The following is an 18,540-nucleotide window of genomic DNA, read 5'->3' on the forward strand; positions in this document are numbered from 1 at the left end:
GACAAAAACATAACGATTACTGGAGACAATGATGAGCAAAGAATTTGGTGAACTACTAGTGGAAGGGAAAAATCTAGTTAAAGACTTCCCGATTAACAGTAATGCGCTGCAGCAACCCATGATGCGCGCGATAAACGACGTATCTTTTAAAATGTACAAAAGCCGTGGCCTGTCAGTGGTTGGTGAATCAGGCTCAGGCAAATCGACCACTGCCAAGATGATCGCAAAGATGTATGCCCCAACCAGCGGCACCATTGAATACAAAGGGCGTGATATCCAGACCATTGGCTCTCGTTCTGATCTGATGGCCTATCGCGAAGGCGTGCAAATGGTCTGGCAAGACCCATTTGGATCTCTAAACCCAACCCATAATATTTTCCATCATATTGCCCGCCCATTACTGATCCATAAAAAGGTCAAACCGGGAAATAAGAAGGAATTGGAAGAGCGTGTCTACGACTTGCTGGAACAGGTGGGGCTTATTCCTCCTAAGGAAACCGCGCAAAAATTCCCGCATCAACTTTCCGGCGGCCAGCGCCAAAGGGTTAACCTAGCGCGTAATATTGCCGTGGGTGCAGAGGTCGTGCTCGCTGATGAGCCGACGTCCATGTTGGATGTCTCGATTCGAGCTGGCGTTCTCAACCTGATGGAAGAGATGAAATTTGAAAAGCAGATGTCACTGCTCTACATCACTCATGACATCGCAACTGCGCGCTACATCGCTGAAGATCTTGCCGTAATGTACGTCGGTCATATGGTCGAGTGGGGAGACACAGAAGAGATCATCCACAACCCTCAACATCCATACACTCAGTTACTGGTTTCCGCTGTACCGGATCCAGGCAAGTCGATCCATGAGCAGCTAAAAGGCAATAAAGGTGAGATCCCTCTTTGGACACCTAATTCCTTAGGCTGCCCGTTTGCTGGACGCTGTCAGCATGCAACTAGCCAATGCCGTGAACAATTACCAGAAGTCACTCAACTGTCAGACAACCACTTTGTGCGTTGTTATCTATATCAAAGCTAAAACCATACTGAAGCCAGCCTAAGAAGCTGGCTCATCAGATTCACTCGGAGATTTTAATGCTGCTACTTACTAACCACATTGGTTATGAATCCCTGGGACCAAAACAGGCTATTCTGATGGCAGATGTACCCAACCTACCATCTTCCACTGCCCTTTTGGTGTGTGCAGATAGTCATCAGACTGTTGCGTCACTGGATGTCGAGACTGGCACTCGAGTCGCAAATTGGCACCAGGGATATTTTTTTCGCATTGATTTTTCCAACATGAAAACGCTAGGACGCTACTACCTCAAATACAATAGTTGTCAATCCTCTATTTTTTTGATCGATCAAGATCTGCTCTTCACCTCCACACTGTCCGACGTACTGCACTATTTTAAATCCCAACGCAGCAGCGGCATCTACGATCGTCAGGATCAAAACATACCGCTATTAAACAGCAGTCAAACTGTGGACGTCCGTGGCGGATGGTACGATGCCTCGGGTGATGTCAGCAAATATTTAAGTCACCTCTCTTATGCCAACTACTTGAACCCACAACAAATTCCAATGGTGGTGTGGAATATACTCAAAGGTCTTGAGCTATGTGGGACCAGCTCAAAGCTGGCAGCATTTACGCAACTGCGTCTCAAAGAAGAAGCTTTGTTTGGTGCCGACTTTCTAGTCCGAATGCAACACGAGTCCGGATTTTTCTATACCACAGTATTTGATAAGTGGTCGAAAGATCCAGAGCAGCGTGAGATATGCTCTTACGCAACGCAAGACGGCCACAAATCAGACGACTTTCAGGCCGGCTTTCGTCAAGGCGGAGGTATAGCCATCGCAGCATTAGCGGCAGCAGCACGTTTGGATATCCATGGCGACTTTATCACTCAGCAATACCTTGATGCTGCTGAGTCTGGTTACCACCACCTGAAAGAACTCAATTGTCACTACCTCAATGATGGCGAAGAAAATATCATTGATGAGTATTGCGCACTGATGGCCTGCGCTGAACTGTACAAAACGACACAAAATCATCTTTATCTTGAAGAGAGCCGCTACTGGACGGCACGTTTAACGCAGCGACAGCAATCGGATGAATTTATCCAGAAATTCTGGTCAGCAAATAAAGACGGCTCACGTCCTTATTATCATGCGGCGGAGGCCGGATTACCTGTCATTGCTCTGTGCCTATATTTAGAGATCGAAGATGATCCACAACGACGCCAATCAACAGTCGACACCATCACACATGCCTGTCAATTTGAGCTGTCGATCTCCACGAAAGTCGCCAACCCTTTTGGCTATCCGCGTCAGTATGTAAAAGGCGTCAACCAAGCAAAACAGGACGCTTTCTTCATCGCTCAGGATAATGAGAGTGGCTATTGGTGGCAGGGAGAAAATGCCCGTTTAGCGTCATTGTCCGTGATGGCGTACCTCGCTCAGCCACATCTATGCGACGTCGAGCAAAAACATAAGCTCAGCCAGTTTTCCCAAAATGCTCTCAATTGGATTCTCGGCCTCAACCCGTATGACATGTCCATGTTAGATGGGCACGGACGCAACAACCCCGACTATTTACCACACCTTGGATTTTTTAATGCCAAAGGAGGGATTTGTAACGGCATAACGGCAGGCTTCGATGATTCAGAGGATATTGCATTTAACCCGGCCGGACACAGGGACGACATGCTACAAAACTGGCGCTGGGGCGAGCAATGGATTCCTCATAGTGCGTGGTACTTACTTGCCATCATGGCTCAGCAAGCTCATTTCAGTCGCGTAGAGGGGCAGTAACATGACTCAGTATTTTGTCGGAATTGATGGTGGAGGTACATCTTGCCGAGCACGCATCAGGGATCAACACGGTAAACAACTTGGAGAAGGTAAAAGTGGCAGCGCCAATATTCTTTTAGGGGTCGATGTGGCACTTCAGTCAATTGTCGATGCGGTCACAACTGCTACTCAAAAAGCCGGACTCGACTCATCTCAACTAAAGCACATGCATTTAGGGTTAGCCTTGGCTGGTGCAGAACAAAGATCCGCTTGGCATGAATTTATGACTCAAGCCCACCCTTTTGCTTCCATCGTACTCAACACCGATGCTTATGGGGCTTGCTTAGGCGCTCACAATGGTGACAGTGGAGCGATTATGATTGCTGGAACAGGATCTTGTGGCATTTATTTGTCCGGCAATGAGCAGCACGTTGTAGGAGGGCGAGAGTTTCCTATTTCCGATCAAGGCGGTGGCGCCGTGATGGGGCTGACACTGATTCAAAAAGTGCTCCTTGTTGAAGATGGTATTGGTGAAAAAACACCTTTATGCCAAGAAGTTATGACCCACTTCTCCAACGATGTCGACCAAATTGTTAGCTGGTCGAAAAACGCTTTACCCCGTGACTATGGCCAGTTTTCGCCAATGATTTTTCGCCATGCGGCTCAAGCCGATTCATTAGCTATCTCGTTGCTTCAGCAAACTGCAGCCGACATTGAAATGTTCATTCTCGCCTTACATAAAAAAGGGGCCAACCGAATCTGCCTAATGGGCAGCATAGCAGAGCGTATGCATGACTGGCTTTCGCCTCCCGTTCAACAGTGGATTGTTGAACCCCAGTTTGATGCCATTGAAGGGGCATTAATGTTTGCTGGCAAACCAGAGCATAACCTGTATTAAAGGGGATACCATGAGTTATCGTATTGACCTCACCGTTCTGTCAGAGCATAAGCAATACTGTCGATTTGGTCTGACGCTGCACAATCTGTCGGATCAAGCACTAAACAATTGGCATTTGCAGTTCATCATTGACCGCTACATCCTTCCTGATAGCTTTAGTCATGGTTCGATCAAACAAACAGGCAGCTTTTGCGTTGTTACTCCGGATAGCTACACACTCGACGCAAATCAGCATTATTACTGCGAATTTAGCATCAATACAGCGCCATTGCGCTTTTACACTGACGGCCTCAAAGATGCTTTGATTGTCAGTGACAATGGTGCAAGTGAGTTAGCAGTGACGTTGACGCCTATTGCTCTCGCCTCCCCCTATCAAGAGCGCACCCAACTTGACCCGATACCTGCTGCAGAGCACTCACTGATCCCGGCACCCAACCAGATCAGTTATCAGGGTGGTACCTTTCATTTATCGACCAACAGCCAGATTACACTACAAACTGCGCAAGCGGAAAAAGCCGCGACTTGGCTGGAGGAAGAGCTGACCAATCTATTCGGCTATCAGGCCAAGGCCATTGGTCAAAGCGAAATCCTGTTTCGCAATAATCCAACGCTGGATGAAAGTCAGTATCAGCTGATCGTATCCGCTACAGGTGTCAGGATTGAATCGGCATCGGCAGAAGGTTTCGTACATGCCAGTGCCACGTTAATGCAACTCATAACACAAGATAATGACCAATTATCAGTGCCTTATGTCAAAGTAGTGGATAAGCCTCGCTTTAAATACCGAGGCATGATGCTCGACTGTGCTCGCCATTTCCATTCAATCGACGATATCAAACGGCTAATTAACCAGCTCGCCCACTACAAGTTCAATACTTTTCACTGGCATTTAACCGATGATGAAGGCTGGAGACTGGAGATCAACGCCTTTCCTCAACTCACACAAGTGGGGGCATTTCGGGGAAGAGAGTCGGCACTCAAGCCGCAGTTTAGTCATCTTTCGCCAGTATATGGCGGGTATTATTCTCAGCATCAGGTAAGAGAAGTGATTGCTTATGCTCAAGAGCGAGGCGTTACCGTGATTCCTGAAATTGATATACCGGGTCACTGCCGAGCAGCGATTAAAGCCCTTCCTGAATTGCTTCTCGACCCGAGCGACAAATCGGAATACCGCAGTATTCAACATTACACCGACAATGTTCTCTCTCCTGCAATACCAGGGACTTATGAGTTTCTCGATAAAGTGCTTGAAGAGGTCGCCAGTCTATTTCCAGCCCCTTGGGTGCATATCGGTGCTGATGAAGTGCCTGATGGCGTTTGGCTTCAGAGCGCGAATTGCCAAGTATTGATGGAATCTGAAGGTTACCAGAATACCAAAGAACTTCAGGGGCACCTGCTGCGATATGCCGAGCAGAAATTACGCTCTTTGGGCAAGCGCATGGTCGGCTGGGAAGAAGCTCAGCACGGAGATAAAGTCAGCAAAGATACCGTGATTTATTCTTGGTTGAGTGAAGAAGCAGCCCTCAAGTGCGCCAAACAAGGTTTCGATGTTGTCCTACAACCGGCCCAATCCACTTATCTGGATATGGCACAGGATTATTCCCCGGAAGAACCTGGCGTCGACTGGGCGAATGTCATCCCTCTCGAAAGCGCGTATCGCTATGAACCTCTGGCTGATATTCCAGAAGAAGACCCAATCCGTAAACGTATTCTTGGCATTCAGTGCGCTCTATGGTGCGAACTTGTCTCCCACCAGCAAAGGCTGGACTACATGGTGTTCCCTCGCCTGACAGCAATAGCAGAAGCTTGCTGGACAATGAAACAACATCGCGACTGGCACGACTATCAAGCAAGGCTGAAAGGCCACTTATCTTTACTCGATAAACAAGGCATCAATTATCGCAACCCTTGGAAATAACTTTTGCTGACGGCCATAGCCCTTAGCAGTTTTCTCTAGCAAATACATTAGGCCGCTGTCTCAGTGGCTGTAGGAAAAGGAATAAAACATGAAATACGGCTATTTCGATAACGAGAATCGTGAATACGTCATCACTCGCCCTGACGTACCTGCGCCATGGACAAACTACCTAGGCACTGAGAAGTTCTGTACGGTTATCTCGCACAATGCGGGGGGCTATTCGTTCTACAACTCGCCAGAATACAACCGTGTTACTAAATTCCGCCCGAATGCGACCTTCGATCGCCCAGGACATTACGTTTATCTGCGTGATGATGAAACAGGGGATTACTGGTCAATCTCTTGGCAACCAGTGGCCAAAAGCCTAGATGAAGCAAGCTACGAAGTCCGTCATGGCTTGTCATACTCTAAGTTCAAGTGTGAATACAGCGGCATTACCGCGACGAAAACACTCTTCGTCCCTAAAGGCGAAGACGCAGAAATTTGGGATGTGGTGATCAAGAACACCTCTGACAAACCACGTACCATCAGCGCGTTCTCTTTTGTTGAATTCTCATTCAGCCATATCCAATCTGATAACCAAAACCATCAGATGTCTCTGTACTCCGCAGGTACGACTTACAATGAAGGCGTAATTGAATACGACCTGTACTACAACACCAACGACTTCGAAGGTTTCTACTACCTTGCTTCGACGTTTTCTCCAGATTCTTACGATGGTCAGCGTGACAGCTTCCTAGGTCTTTACCGCGACGAAGCTAACCCAATCGCCGTCGAAAAAGGCCAATGCTCCAACACGGCTCAGACTTGTTATAACCACTGTGGCTCTCTGCACAAGCAATTCACCATCCAACCGGGTGAAGAAGTTCGCTTTGCTTACATTCTAGGTATCGGCAAAGGCAACGGTGAGCGCCTGCGTGCTAAATACCAAGACCTAGCAGAAGTCGATAACGCCTTCGCTGATATCAAAGCCCACTGGGATGAGCGTTGTGGCAAGTTCCAAGTGAAATCGCCAAACCAAGGTCTAGATACCATGATTAATGCTTGGACACTATACCAAGCTGAAACCTGTGTCGTGTGGTCTCGTTTTGCATCCTTTATCGAAGTGGGTGGTCGTACTGGCCTTGGTTATCGCGATACCGCACAAGACGCAATTTCAGTCCCTCATGCCAACCCTGCAATGACACGCAAGCGTATCGTTGATCTACTGCGTGGTCAGGTGAAAGCAGGTTATGGTCTGCACCTATTCGATCCAGACTGGTTCGATCCAGAGAAAGCAGACGTGAAACCGTCTAAGTCACCAACGGTTGTTCCTACGCCATCCGACGAAGATAAGATCCACGGCATTGAAGACACCTGTTCGGATGACCACCTATGGTTAGTTCCGACCATCTGTAAGTACGTGATGGAAACCGGCGAGCACAGCTTCTTCGACGAAGTGATCCCTTACGCAGATGGTGGCGATGCCAGCGTTTATGACCACATGAAAGCAGCATTAGACTTCTCTGCTGAATACGTAGGTCAAACCGGTATCTGTAAAGGTCTACGCGCAGACTGGAATGACTGTCTAAACCTAGGTGGTGGCGAATCTTCAATGGTGTCGTTCCTCCATTTCTGGGCTTTACAAGAGTTCATCGACCTAGCTAAGTACCTAGGTAAAGACGCTGATGTTGAGAAATACACCGAAATGGCGGCAAATGTCCGCGAAGCGTGTGAAGCACACCTTTGGGATGATGAAGGCGGTTGGTACATCCGTGGTCTCACCAAGAGCGGTGACAAAATCGGTACAGCGCAACAAGCAGAAGGTCGTGTCCACCTTGAGTCAAACACCTTAGCCGTACTCTCTGGCGCGGTATCTCAAGAACGCGGCGAGAAAGCAATGGATGCCGTAGATGAGAACCTCTTCTCTGAATATGGCTTACACCTCAACTCGCCGTCTTTCGCCACTCCTAACGATGACATCGGCTTCGTGACTCGCGTTTATCAAGGCGTGAAAGAAAACGGCGCTATCTTCTCACATCCAAACCCATGGGCTTGGGTTGCAGAAGCGAAATTGGGTCGTGGTGACCGTGCAATGAAATTTTACGATGCACTCAACCCGTACAACCAAAACGACATCATCGAAAAACGGATTGCAGAACCTTACTCCTACGTGCAGTTCATTATGGGTCGTGACCACCAAGATCACGGTCGTGCAAATCATCCATGGCTAACTGGCACATCGGGTTGGGCATACTTTGCAGTAACCAACTTTATTCTTGGCGTACGTACAGGTTTTGACGGACTGACTATTGATCCGTGTATCCCAACCAACTGGCCGGGTTTCGAAGTGACTCGTCAATGGCTAGAGGCAACGTACAACATCAAAGTAGAGAACCCAGACTCAGTGAGTAAAGGGGTCAAATCGATCCTAATCAATGGAGAAGAAGTGTCTGGCTCCGCGATCCCCGTACAGCCAAAAGGCAGCGTAAACGACGTCGTCGTTGTACTTGGTTAACTACCCAATGAGCCTCTCTCGCAGAGGCTCTTTTGTTGAATAAAGGATTAAAGCAATGATTAAGTTTGGTACTGGTGGCTGGCGCGCATTTATCGGTGAAGAGTTTACCAAAGACAATGTTCGCTTGGTTGCCCAAGCGCTGGCAAACATCATCAGCCATGAGAAAGTCGCCGACAAAGGGTTCATTATTGGTTACGACCGTCGTTTTTTATCTGATAAAGCGGGTCGCTGGTTCGCCGAGGTGCTTGCCGCTAACAATATTCCCGTCAGCTTCATCGACAAATTTGTTCCGACTCCAATTGTGATGTTTAAAGCCAAATCGATGGGCTGTGCCTACTCGGCATGCATTACCGCGTCCCACAACCCGGCAGATTACAACGGCATTAAAGTCTTTATTGAAGGGGGCCGTGATGCGGATGAGATAATCACTGAAAAGATCGAAACTCAAATTGCAGCTTTAACTGGCGATAAAGTGCAAAGCGTAGAGTTTGATCAGGCGGTTGAAGATAAACTGATTACGATCATTAACCCAATGAACGAATTCGTTGACTCGATCATCGACTTTATCGACATAGAAGCGATCAAAAAAGCCAATTTACGTGTATTGATTGATCCTATGTTTGGTGTGGCTAAAAACGCGCTGCAAACAGTATTGATCAATGGCCGCTGTGACGTCGATGTGATTAACGATGGCAAAAACCCCGATTTTGGCGGCTTGATGCCCTCTCCCAGCGCTGCCACGTTATATCGTCTAAAACATCTTGTTGCAGAGCAAGGTTACGACATCGGCATTGGTACCGATGGCGATGCTGATCGCCTCGGCATCATCGACGAAAAAGGCCACTTTATTCACCCTAATGAAGTGCTGATCCTGCTTTACTACTACTTGCTTGAGTACAAAGGCTGGTCTGGCTCCGTAGTTCGTAACATTGCGACCACCCATATCCTCGACAAAATAGCAGCAGACCACGGTGAGAAAAGCTTTGAAGTACCCGTCGGCTTTAAACACATCAGCTCGCAAATGGAAGCCGATGATTCGTTGATCGGTGGTGAAAGCTCGGGCGGTTTGACCATTCGCGGCCATATCAAAGGTAAAGATGGCGTGTTTGCCTCCAGTCTTTTGGTTGAGATGATTTCAGTGACAGGCAAAAAGCTCTCTGAGCTTCTTGATGAAATCTATACCAAATACGGATACGCCTATACAGCTGAAGGAGATTGTAGCTTTAAAGCAGGACAAAAGCAGGCACTGCATCACAAGATATATGTCGAGAAGCAACTACCACAGTTTGAGTTTGAAATTGAACGTGTGAGCTACGAAGATGGCGCTAAAGTCTATTTCAAAAATGGCGGCTGGGTAATTGCCCGCTTCTCTGGTACCGAACCTCTTCTGCGTATCTTTGCAGAGATGGCGGACAAGGAGACCGCAGAAGGCATCGTTGAGCAGTTCAAAATATTCTTACAACTATAACTAGCCTAGAGATCAAAACACCCAGCGATTTGCTGGGTGTTTTGTTGTTTAAAAAGCCAATACGCCTTGCGTTTCAACTTTAACCGAGACAGGTTGACCTATCGACAGTGGCTCCGCTGAGCTGGCCAACAATCGGCTACCGCTGGCATCAATCACATAACGGCAATGGTCCCCCATAAACTGTTGCTCCAAGACCGTCACACTGCTCTCCTCAGTCGCACTGATCTGAACATGCTGTGGACGCAGCAACAGCTCACATTCTGCTTGTAGCTGAATTTCTTGCTGAGCTTGCGCCTCAACCAAGCCCAACTCAGTTTCAAACTCAGACTCAGACACACGCTTAGCAATCAGGTAACTGCCACCACCCAAGAAATCCGCAACAAATTTGCTCGAAGGCTGATAATAAAGCTCACTCGCCGTACCGTATTGTTCAATCACACCGTGGTTCATCACGGCCATCTTATCGGCGAAGGCAAACGCCTCTTCCCGACTGTGAGTGACAAAGATCGCCGTGACGCCATGTTTCTTGAAGATCTTACGGATTTCAGCAATCAACTCGTGGCGAACCTGAGTATCAATGTTAGAGAAAGGTTCATCTAACAGCAGTAAGTCAGGCTTGTATGCCAATGAACGAGCAATAGCAACACGCTGCTGTTGTCCACCGGACAACTGATGTGGATAGCGCTCTTCGAACCCTGTCAGGTGAACCAGCTCAAGCATTTCTGCCACTTTGGCTTTTCTGTCACCATTAGCCAATGCCTTCAGACCAAACGCCACATTTTCCTCAACGGTTAAGTGCGGAAAAAGAGCGTAATCCTGAAAAATCATACCAATATTACGCTGCTCAGGCGGCAGCCAGTGTTTACCGTCATCAATTGTCATGCAGTTCAAACTCATTGAGCCAGAACTGAGCGGTAATAAGCCCGCAATCGCTTTAAGTAAAGTGGTCTTCCCGCAGCCACTCGCGCCCAGTAAGCAAACAATCTCACCGTGTTCCACCTCTAGCGAAAGAGATTCCAATACGGTGGTCTGTTCATCGTACTTACAAGTTAAGTTATTGATTGATAATGCACAGCTCATCAGTGTGTATGCTCCAGTGAACGGTTAACCATAACTAAGGGAATCAATCCGACTAATACCAGCAGCACCGCAGGTAAGGCTGCCAATTCGAGTTGTTCGTCAGAGGCAAAGTTGTAGACATAGGTTGCCAATGTTTCGAAGTTGAAAGGCCTAAGCAGCAACGCGGCATTCAGCTCTTTCATTGATTCGATAAAAACCAACAAACCAGCAATTAAGGCACCACGGCGAATCAAAGGGAAATGCACTCGCCACAACATCTGATTGGAATTGCACCCCATAGTGCGGGAAGCCATATCCAGAGAGGGCGAAACCTTATTTAAGCTGCTTTCAATACTGCCGATTGCAACCGCTGAGAATCGAACGACCAAGGCAAAAATAAGCGCAAACATTGAGCCTGAAAAAACCAGCCCCGGCCTACCCCATTGCATAAATTTGGCAATGTCATTGACCAAGTGGTCCATAAACAAAACCGGGACCATTACCCCGATCGCCAACACGGTCCCCGGTACCGCATACCCCATCGAAGACAAGCGCATGAACGTCAGCCCCTGACGGTTGGTTGATAAGCGATTATAAAAATTCACAATAACCGCGACAATCACACCAATGACGGCCGCCGATAGCGAAACGTAGAGGCTATTGAGCGCATACTCTCGAAATTCCGGTGTCCAGCTCTGTGCAAAATACTTATAAGCGTAGATCACCAGTTGCATCAACGGGAACAAGAATGCAATCGCGACCAGTCCCCAGCACCAAGTCAGCGCCAGCCACTTCTTCCAGCCAGTTAACTCGTAGCGAAAGTCTTCTCGGCTACTGAACTGATTCTGGAATAGTTTTTGTTTACGGCGGCTGTAACGCTCTGCGCTAAGCAGGAGAATCACAAACACCAACATAATGGCGGAAATTTTAGCGGCCGCAGTCAAGCTTGAGTAACCAAGCCAGGTATCGTAAACCGCCGTAGTCAGCGTGTTGACGGCAAAATAGCTCACCGTACCAAAGTCACCAATGGTTTCCATTGCGACCAGTGAGAGGCCAACGGCGATTGAAGGGCGAACGAGTGGAAGCGAGATACGACGGAAACTTTCCCAAGGAGAGCATTTCAACAAGCGCGCTGATTGCAGCAAAGAGACGTTCTGCTCCATAAATGCAGCACGACACAACAGATAAACGTAAGGGTAAAGCACCAATGCCAGCACGATGATAGCGCCAGTCAAGGTTCTGATATCAGGAAACCAATAATCTCCGGGGCCCCAACCTGTTAAATCACGCAGCAAGATTTGCACTGGTCCGGCAAAGTCGAGCCAATCAGTAAAGATGTAACCAACGATGTAGCCCGGCATGGCCAGAGGCAACACCAAGGCCCATTGCAGAATCCGCTCGCTGGGTAACCGACACATGGCCATAATCCAAGCCGAAGGAATACCAAAAACTAGGGACAAAGCCATCGTACCTGCGGCCAAGACTACCGTATTAAAGGTATAGGTTGGCATTACCGTCGACATCAGATGCGAGAACAGGTCATCCGTCTCGCCGATAGAGGTAAGGAATATCGCTAAGATCGGCAAAACCAGTAGCAGGGCTAACGTCCCACTACTGGTTTTCCATAAATAATTATTTTCTTTCATCGCCTAACAATCACAGGTATACATCACTCAAATGCACTTGCTAATACATCTCATATACCTTTAATACGCTTAAGGGTCTGTTATACCCTTATAAACAAACAACCTCAAGTTACCCTTGTAAAAGAGCGACTTGAGGCTGTATATAAAGCGTCGAACGATTACAGGTCGAACTTCACTTCGTCAAGAAGCTTGATTGCTGCTGCATGGTGGTCAGCAATTTCATCTAGAGAAATCGTATCAGCTTTGAAGTCGCCCCAAGACGCAACTAGATCAGAACGCTTAACGCCTTCTTTCACTGGGTATTCGTAGTTCACTTCAGCGTACATGCTTTGTGCTTTATCACCAGCTAGGAATTCCATCAGCTTAAGTGCGTTCTCTTTGTTTGGAGAGAACTTAGCCATTGCCATACCAGAGATGTTTACGTGAGTACCAGTTGTGTTCTGGTTAGGGAAGTTAATGTAAACAGCATCAGCCCACGCTTTCTGCTCTTTATCGTTAACCATCTTACCTAGGTAGTAGCTGTTACCCAGAGAAACGTCACATAGACCTTCTTTGATCGCTTTAACCTGTGCACGGTCGTTACCTTGAGGTTTACGCGCTAGGTTAGCTTTAACGCCTTCTAGCCACGCTTTAGTTTCCGCTTCGCCTTTATGAGCAATCATAGAGGAGACTAGAGAAACGTTGTAAGGGTGCTTACCACTACGAGTACAGATTTTGCCTTTGAATTCAGGCTTAGCAAGATCAGCGTACGTGAAATCATCACCTAGCTTACCAACACGGTCACGTGAAGAGTAAACGCTACGAGTACGAGTTGTTAGAGCAAACCACTCATTGTCAGCATCTTGGTACTGAGCTGGAATGTTCTTTTCAAGAACAGCGCTTTCTACAGACTGAACCAAACCTTGCTTAGTTAGCTCAGACAAGCGGCTGATGTCTACGGTAAGAATCACGTCAGCTGGGCTGTACTCGCCTTCTTGAGCTAGTTTCTCTGCTAGGCCTTTCTTTGCGAACTTAACGTTTACTTTGATGCCTGTTTCTTTAGTGAACTCGTTGAACATAGGTTCAACTAGGAAAGGTTGACGGTAAGAGTAGACGTTCACTTCTTCAGCAGCCATCGCAGTCGGTGCTAATGTTGCACATGCTAAAGCAGAAAGAGTCAGCAGTTTTTTCATTGGTTCAGTCCTTTAACTTCGTAATGATAACGTTTATCAGTTGCGTTATTATATTCATGATGATTTAGAAAACAATGACACAAAACAAAAAAACCTGCCCAGTAGAGCAGGTTTTTGAGTATTTTATTTGTAACAGTTTATGTCTTGCTCTGACTTACTTCACAGTCACAAATTCAGGATATGCACCAACACCACAATCGTGCATGTCCATACCTTCCAATTCTTCATCTTCAGACACTCGGATTCCGATAGTTGCTTTCAGAACAGCCCATACAGCAAGACTTGCACCGAATACCCAAGCAAATATAACCGCCGCACCCAATAGCTGAGCACCAAACGTTGCATCACCATTACTCAGTGGCACAACCATCAGGCCGAAGAAACCACACACACCGTGCACCGAAATCGCACCCACTGGATCGTCAATCTTAAGCTTATCAAGAGCAATGATGCTGAACACAACTAGCGCACCTGATACTGCACCAATAGCTACTGCATAGATAGGAGATGGAGACAATGGGTCCGCAGTGATTGCAACCAGACCAGCCAGTGCACCGTTGAGGATCATCGTCAGGTCTGCTTTACCCCACGTAGTTTTACACACGAGAAGTGCTGCAATTGCGCCAGCCGCTGCTGCTGCATTTGTGTTGAGGAAGATTTGACCTACTGCCGTTGCATTCTCAAAGTCAGAAACCATCAACTGAGAGCCACCGTTGAAACCAAACCAACCGAACCAAAGGATAAAAGTACCCAGTGTTGCAAGAGGCATGTTCGAACCCGGAATCGGGTAAATCTCACCATTTTTACCGTATTTGCCTTTACGAGCGCCTAGTAGTAATACGCCTGCTAATGCCGCGGCTGCACCCGCCATGTGTACAATACCTGAGCCAGCAAAGTCACTGAAGCCCGCTTCTGACAGGAAGCCTCCACCCCAAGTCCAGTAACCTTCCATTGGGTAGATAAATGCCGTAAGTACCATTGAGAAAATAAGGAATGACCACAGTTTCATCCGCTCTGCGACTGCACCAGACACAACAGACATAGCAGTTGCAACAAACACCACCTGGAAGAAGAAGTCAGATTCTAATGAGTGGTCTGCACCTTCCCCTTGTGTTCCAATCAGTGCACCAAATGAAGGTAGCCAGCCGCCTTCGCCATTGTCGACATACATGATGTTGTAACCAACCACCAAGTACATGGTACATGCGATCGCGTATAGACAAACGTTTTTAGTTAGGATTTCAGTGGTGTTCTTTGAGCGAACCAATCCCGCCTCAAGCATGGCAAAACCGGCTGCCATCCACATTACCAACGCACCTGAAATGAGGAAGAAAAAAGTGTCCAGTGCGTAACGTAATTCCGTTACTGTAGTTGTTAATTCCATTTTAATGTCTCCAGTCCTTTGAATTCTTAAAGTGCCTCAGCGTCCATTTCGCCAGTACGAATACGCACTGCCTGGCTCAGGTCGTAGACAAAGATTTTTCCGTCACCGATTTTTCCGGTGTGCGCCGCTTTAGATACAGCTTCAATCACGCGATCTACATTTTCAGCTTGTGTCGCGATTTCTAGTTTTACCTTGGGTAAGAAATCCACTTGGTACTCTGCACCACGATAAAGCTCGGTATGGCCTTTCTGACGCCCAAATCCTTTCACCTCTGATACCGTCATACCTTCGATACCGACATCAGCAAGTGCTTCTCGAACATCGTCTAATTTGAATGGTTTGATAATCGCATTAATAAGTTTCATCGCATCCTCTCTGAAGCTGTCATCCTTTTTATTTTTATAATCCAAGTGACATGCCAACTTATTAAGAGACTGATAAATAATGATTTATTCATTACAAGACGCCGAATACGCAAAAAGGCGCACCGTTATGGTGCGCCTTTATCACAATAATGAGGCAATGATTTCATTCTTCACTATATCAGTGCAGATCTATTTGGTGGTCAGAAACTCTTTCCATTGTTCAATTAGCAGCTCAAAGTCATCTAAACCACAACTGGCCGTACTCTCACTGTCATAAAAATCAAACTCGCTGTCTTCTGCCATCGCTTCTCCATGCGCCAACACATTCTCCTGAATGGTGACTTCATCACCATGAATAGAGATGGAAATCTCAGTACCCAGCATAGTGTGTTCCTGAAGTGGAGACTGGTGTACAGCGACTAGCATAGACTCGACCTGCTCTATCTTCTGCCAATCCTTACCGATCTCTTCCTGCAACCAGCGACCAACAATTTCATGGCCCATACTTGACTTAACGTAGTATTCGCCCATCAATGTATTGCGGATAAATTCAAATTCCATCGTGCTGCCTCATGAAAACGGAGCGCAGAGTATATAGAGACAATCCTAAAAGCACAAAAAAAGCGCCTGCCGAGGCAGACGCTTTCATCATCCTTTTTTAAGCGCTTATGCAGGCTCTTGGAAAATCACTGAATCCGCTTTCTTGGTGTACTGATCCATCTTATGGAAGTTCAAGTAACGGTATGTGTCTGCTGCTGTCGCATCGATTTGTTTTGCATACTCTAGGTACTCTTCCTTAGTTGGAATCTTACCTAGAATCGCACCAACCGCCGAAAGCTCAGCAGAAGCAAGATAAACGTTAGCACCAGTACCTAAACGGTTCGGGAAGTTACGTGTCGAAGTCGACATTACTGTCGCTTTATCTGCCACACGTGCCTGGTTACCCATACATAGTGAACACCCTGGCGTTTCAATACGAACACCAGCACGGCCGTATATACCGTAGTAACCTTCTTCAGTTAGCTGATCGCGGTCCATCTTCGTTGGTGGCGCAACCCATAAGCGAGTATCCAACTGACCACCGAATTGCTCTAGCAGCTTACCTGCAGCACGGAAGTGACCGATGTTAGTCATACAAGAACCGATGAAGACTTCATCGATGTTTGTACCCTGAACTTCAGAGAGTAGACGGGCATCATCCGGATCGTTTGGAGCACACAGAATTGGCTGATCAATTTCTGCTAGATCGATTTCAATGATGTGAGCGTATTCTGCGTCTGCGTCTGCTTCCATCAACTCAGGATTTGCCAACCACTCTTCCATTGCCGTGATACGACGCTCAATAGTACGACGGTCACCGTAACCTTCAGAAATCATCCATTTAAGCATGGTGATGTTCGAGTTTAGGTACTCTTCAATCGACTCTTGAGACAGCTTAACTGTACAACCTGCCGCTGAACGCTCTGCAGAAGCATCTGAGAGCTCAAATGCCTGCTCTACGGTTAGGTGTTCAACACCTTCGATTTCAAGTACACGACCAGAGAATTCGTTGATCTTACCTGCTTTCTCAACCGTCAATAGACCTTGCTGAATTGCGTAGTAAGGAATCGCATGAACCAAGTCACGTAGTGTGATACCTGGCTGCATTTCGCCTTTAAAACGAACCAAGATTGATTCAGGCATATCCAGAGGCATAACACCTGTTGCCGCTGCAAATGCAACTAGACCGGAACCTGCAGGGAATGAAATACCCAGAGGGAAACGAGTATGCGAATCGCCACCTGTACCAACAGTATCAGGAAGAAGCATACGGTTTAGCCATGAGTGGATAACGCCATCGCCTGGACGAAGAGAGACACCACCACGGTTCATGATGAAATCAGGTAGTGTGTGGTGCGTGTTTACGTCAACTGGTTTTGGATACGCAGAAGTATGACAGAAAGACTGCATCACTAGATCAGCCGAGAAGCCAAGACACGCAAGGTCTTTTAGCTCATCACGCGTCATAGGGCCTGTTGTATCTTGAGAGCCTACAGTCGTCATCTTAGGCTCGCAGTATTGACCAGCGCGAACACCTTCAACGCCACATGCTTTACCGACCATTTTCTGAGCCAGTGTATAACCTTTGTTAGAAGCCGACGGGTCTACAGGCTTAGCAAACAGATCTGTCTCTTCAAGACCTAGTGAAGTACGAGCACGGCTTGTTAGACCACGACCAATGATCAGCGGGATACGACCACCAGCACGCACTTCATCAAGAAGTACCTTGCTCAGCTCAAAGTTTGAGATTTCTGCGCCATCTTTACGCACAACACCTTCATATGGGTAAATTTCAATCACATCACCCATGTTCATGTCTTGTACGTTCAGTTCGATTGGAAGCGCACCAGAATCTTCCATCGTATTGTAGAAGATTGGTGCAATCTTACCGCCTAAACAGATACCGCCTGTACGCTTGTTTGGAACGTAAGGGATATCTTCACCCATGAACCAAAGCACAGAGTTCGTAGCCGACTTACGTGAAGAACCTGTACCCACGACATCACCGACGTAAGCCAATGGAATACCATCTTTTTGCAGTTCTTCAATTTGATTAATTGGACCAACGCTACCCGGTTGATCTGGGTTGATACCGTCACGCTCCATTTTAAGCATCGCTTTCGCGTGCACTGGGATATCTGGACGTGACCATGCATCAGGCGCCGGAGACAAGTCATCAGTGTTAGTTTCACCAGTGACTTTGAATACTTTAACGGTAATTTTTTCTGCTACTTTTTCTTTAGAGGTAAACCACTCAGCATCAGCCCAAGATTGCAGTACTTGCTGTGCGTAAGTGTTACCTGCTTTCGCTTTCTCTTCTACGTCGTAGAAAGCATCAAACATAAGTAGAGTGTGAGACAGTGCTTTTGCAGCAATAGATGCCAAAGCGTCATCATCAAGAAGGTCAACTAGCGGAGCAATATTGTAGCCGCCCTGCATCGTACCCAACAGCTCAGCTGCTTTTTCACGACTTACCAGCGGTGATTCCACTTCGCCTTTGGTAATAGCCGTCAGAAAACCTGCTTTGACATATGCAGCTTCATCTACGCCAGGTGGGATACGATTCTCTAGTAGGTCAAGAATTACAGCTTCTTCACCTTGAGGGGGATTTTTCAGAAGTTCGACAAGACCAGCAACTTGCTCGGCGTCTAGTGGTTTAGGAACAACTCCTTCAGCAGCACGCTCTGCGACGTGTTTACGGTAGGCTTCAAGCACGACTTTTTCCTCTCATTGCGGTTCCTCCGTTATTATTACTATTATTCAACGTAACGAAGTGAACATCCTTGGAAACTTGGCTCTCCTTTTGCCA

The 18,540-nt window shown here is 47.2% G+C and carries 13 protein-coding genes; 6 read left to right on the forward strand and 7 right to left on the reverse strand.

Going from position 1 to position 18,540, the window contains the following annotated elements; translation table 11 throughout:
* Positions 1-31 precede the first annotated feature (31 nt).
* The 6 genes from QMA41_RS14790 to QMA41_RS14815 all read left to right on the forward strand — a co-directional run bounded on the left by QMA41_RS14790 (position 32) and on the right by QMA41_RS14815 (position 9,565).
* The gene (locus QMA41_RS14790; protein ID WP_281630052.1) at positions 32-1,027 is read left to right on the forward strand and encodes an ABC transporter ATP-binding protein; all 996 of its coding nucleotides are present in this window, start codon (positions 32-34) and stop codon (positions 1,025-1,027) included.
* 56 nt (positions 1,028-1,083) lie between these two features.
* Positions 1,084-2,805 (forward strand): glycoside hydrolase family 9 protein, encoded by a 1,722-nt coding sequence (locus QMA41_RS14795; RefSeq protein ID WP_281630053.1) that lies wholly within the window; start codon positions 1,084-1,086, stop codon positions 2,803-2,805.
* Between the two features lies 1 nt (position 2,806).
* On the forward strand, positions 2,807-3,682 hold the full coding sequence (locus QMA41_RS14800) for an N-acetylglucosamine kinase (RefSeq protein ID WP_281630054.1): 876 nt from the start codon (positions 2,807-2,809) through the stop codon (positions 3,680-3,682).
* Between the two features lie 10 nt (positions 3,683-3,692).
* The gene (locus QMA41_RS14805; protein WP_281630055.1) at positions 3,693-5,600 is read left to right on the forward strand and encodes a family 20 glycosylhydrolase; all 1,908 of its coding nucleotides are present in this window, start codon (positions 3,693-3,695) and stop codon (positions 5,598-5,600) included.
* Between the two features lie 88 nt (positions 5,601-5,688).
* Positions 5,689-8,097 carry a N,N'-diacetylchitobiose phosphorylase gene (locus QMA41_RS14810; RefSeq protein WP_281630056.1) on the forward strand — a complete coding sequence of 803 codons (2,409 nt, stop codon included), beginning with the start codon at positions 5,689-5,691 and terminating at the stop codon, positions 8,095-8,097.
* Between the two features lie 55 nt (positions 8,098-8,152).
* The gene (locus QMA41_RS14815; protein ID WP_281630057.1) at positions 8,153-9,565 is read left to right on the forward strand and encodes a phosphoglucomutase/phosphomannomutase family protein; all 1,413 of its coding nucleotides are present in this window, start codon (positions 8,153-8,155) and stop codon (positions 9,563-9,565) included.
* 48 nt (positions 9,566-9,613) lie between these two features.
* Here the strand turns inward: QMA41_RS14815 and QMA41_RS14820 are convergent, their stop codons facing one another.
* From QMA41_RS14820 to acnB, 7 genes are all read right to left on the reverse strand, one after another.
* Complete coding sequence (locus QMA41_RS14820; RefSeq protein WP_038163360.1) at positions 9,614-10,645, reverse strand: ABC transporter ATP-binding protein; 1,032 nt, start codon at positions 10,643-10,645, stop codon at positions 9,614-9,616.
* Complete coding sequence (locus tag QMA41_RS14825; RefSeq protein WP_281630058.1) at positions 10,645-12,270, reverse strand: iron ABC transporter permease; 1,626 nt, start codon at positions 12,268-12,270, stop codon at positions 10,645-10,647. The genes QMA41_RS14820 and QMA41_RS14825 overlap by 1 nt, the downstream gene beginning before the upstream one ends.
* Positions 12,271-12,428: 158 nt before the next feature.
* Complete coding sequence (locus QMA41_RS14830; RefSeq protein WP_281630059.1) at positions 12,429-13,442, reverse strand: Fe(3+) ABC transporter substrate-binding protein; 1,014 nt, start codon at positions 13,440-13,442, stop codon at positions 12,429-12,431.
* A gap of 154 nt (positions 13,443-13,596) precedes the next feature.
* A complete protein-coding gene (locus QMA41_RS14835) occupies positions 13,597-14,826 on the reverse strand; it encodes an ammonium transporter (RefSeq protein ID WP_019276919.1) in 1,230 nt (409 codons plus the stop codon).
* 26 nt (positions 14,827-14,852) lie between these two features.
* Positions 14,853-15,191: a P-II family nitrogen regulator gene (gene glnK, locus QMA41_RS14840; protein ID WP_004742633.1), complete on the reverse strand. Its 339-nt coding sequence runs from the start codon at positions 15,189-15,191 to the stop codon at positions 14,853-14,855.
* 189 nt (positions 15,192-15,380) lie between these two features.
* The gene (locus QMA41_RS14845) at positions 15,381-15,752 is read right to left on the reverse strand and encodes a YacL family protein (protein WP_281630060.1); all 372 of its coding nucleotides are present in this window, start codon (positions 15,750-15,752) and stop codon (positions 15,381-15,383) included.
* A 105-nt stretch (positions 15,753-15,857) separates the two neighbouring features.
* The gene (gene acnB / locus QMA41_RS14850) at positions 15,858-18,446 is read right to left on the reverse strand and encodes a bifunctional aconitate hydratase 2/2-methylisocitrate dehydratase (protein ID WP_064488028.1); all 2,589 of its coding nucleotides are present in this window, start codon (positions 18,444-18,446) and stop codon (positions 15,858-15,860) included.
* Between the last annotated feature and the right edge of the window lie 94 nt (positions 18,447-18,540).

The sequence above is a fragment of the Vibrio sp. St2 genome (assembly GCF_947311885.1).
Lineage (GTDB): Bacteria > Pseudomonadota > Gammaproteobacteria > Enterobacterales > Vibrionaceae > Vibrio > Vibrio coralliilyticus.

Bases quoted from the DNA above. Each gene is read 5' to 3' on its own strand.
- QMA41_RS14810 (WP_281630056.1), top strand. From the start codon at position 5,689: ATGAAATACGGCTATTTCGATAACGAGAATCGTGAATACGTCATCACT.
- QMA41_RS14835 (WP_019276919.1), bottom strand. From the start codon at position 14,826: ATGGAATTAACAACTACAGTAACGGAATTACGTTACGCACTGGACACT.
- QMA41_RS14845 (WP_281630060.1), bottom strand. From the start codon at position 15,752: ATGGAATTTGAATTTATCCGCAATACATTGATGGGCGAATACTACGTT.
- QMA41_RS14805 (WP_281630055.1), top strand. From the start codon at position 3,693: ATGAGTTATCGTATTGACCTCACCGTTCTGTCAGAGCATAAGCAATAC.
- QMA41_RS14800 (WP_281630054.1), top strand. From the start codon at position 2,807: ATGACTCAGTATTTTGTCGGAATTGATGGTGGAGGTACATCTTGCCGA.
- glnK (WP_004742633.1), bottom strand. From the start codon at position 15,191: ATGAAACTTATTAATGCGATTATCAAACCATTCAAATTAGACGATGTT.
- QMA41_RS14830 (WP_281630059.1), bottom strand. From the start codon at position 13,442: ATGAAAAAACTGCTGACTCTTTCTGCTTTAGCATGTGCAACATTAGCA.
- QMA41_RS14790 (WP_281630052.1), top strand. From the start codon at position 32: ATGAGCAAAGAATTTGGTGAACTACTAGTGGAAGGGAAAAATCTAGTT.
- QMA41_RS14820 (WP_038163360.1), bottom strand. From the start codon at position 10,645: ATGAGCTGTGCATTATCAATCAATAACTTAACTTGTAAGTACGATGAA.
- QMA41_RS14825 (WP_281630058.1), bottom strand. From the start codon at position 12,270: ATGAAAGAAAATAATTATTTATGGAAAACCAGTAGTGGGACGTTAGCC.
- QMA41_RS14795 (WP_281630053.1), top strand. From the start codon at position 1,084: ATGCTGCTACTTACTAACCACATTGGTTATGAATCCCTGGGACCAAAA.
- QMA41_RS14815 (WP_281630057.1), top strand. From the start codon at position 8,153: ATGATTAAGTTTGGTACTGGTGGCTGGCGCGCATTTATCGGTGAAGAG.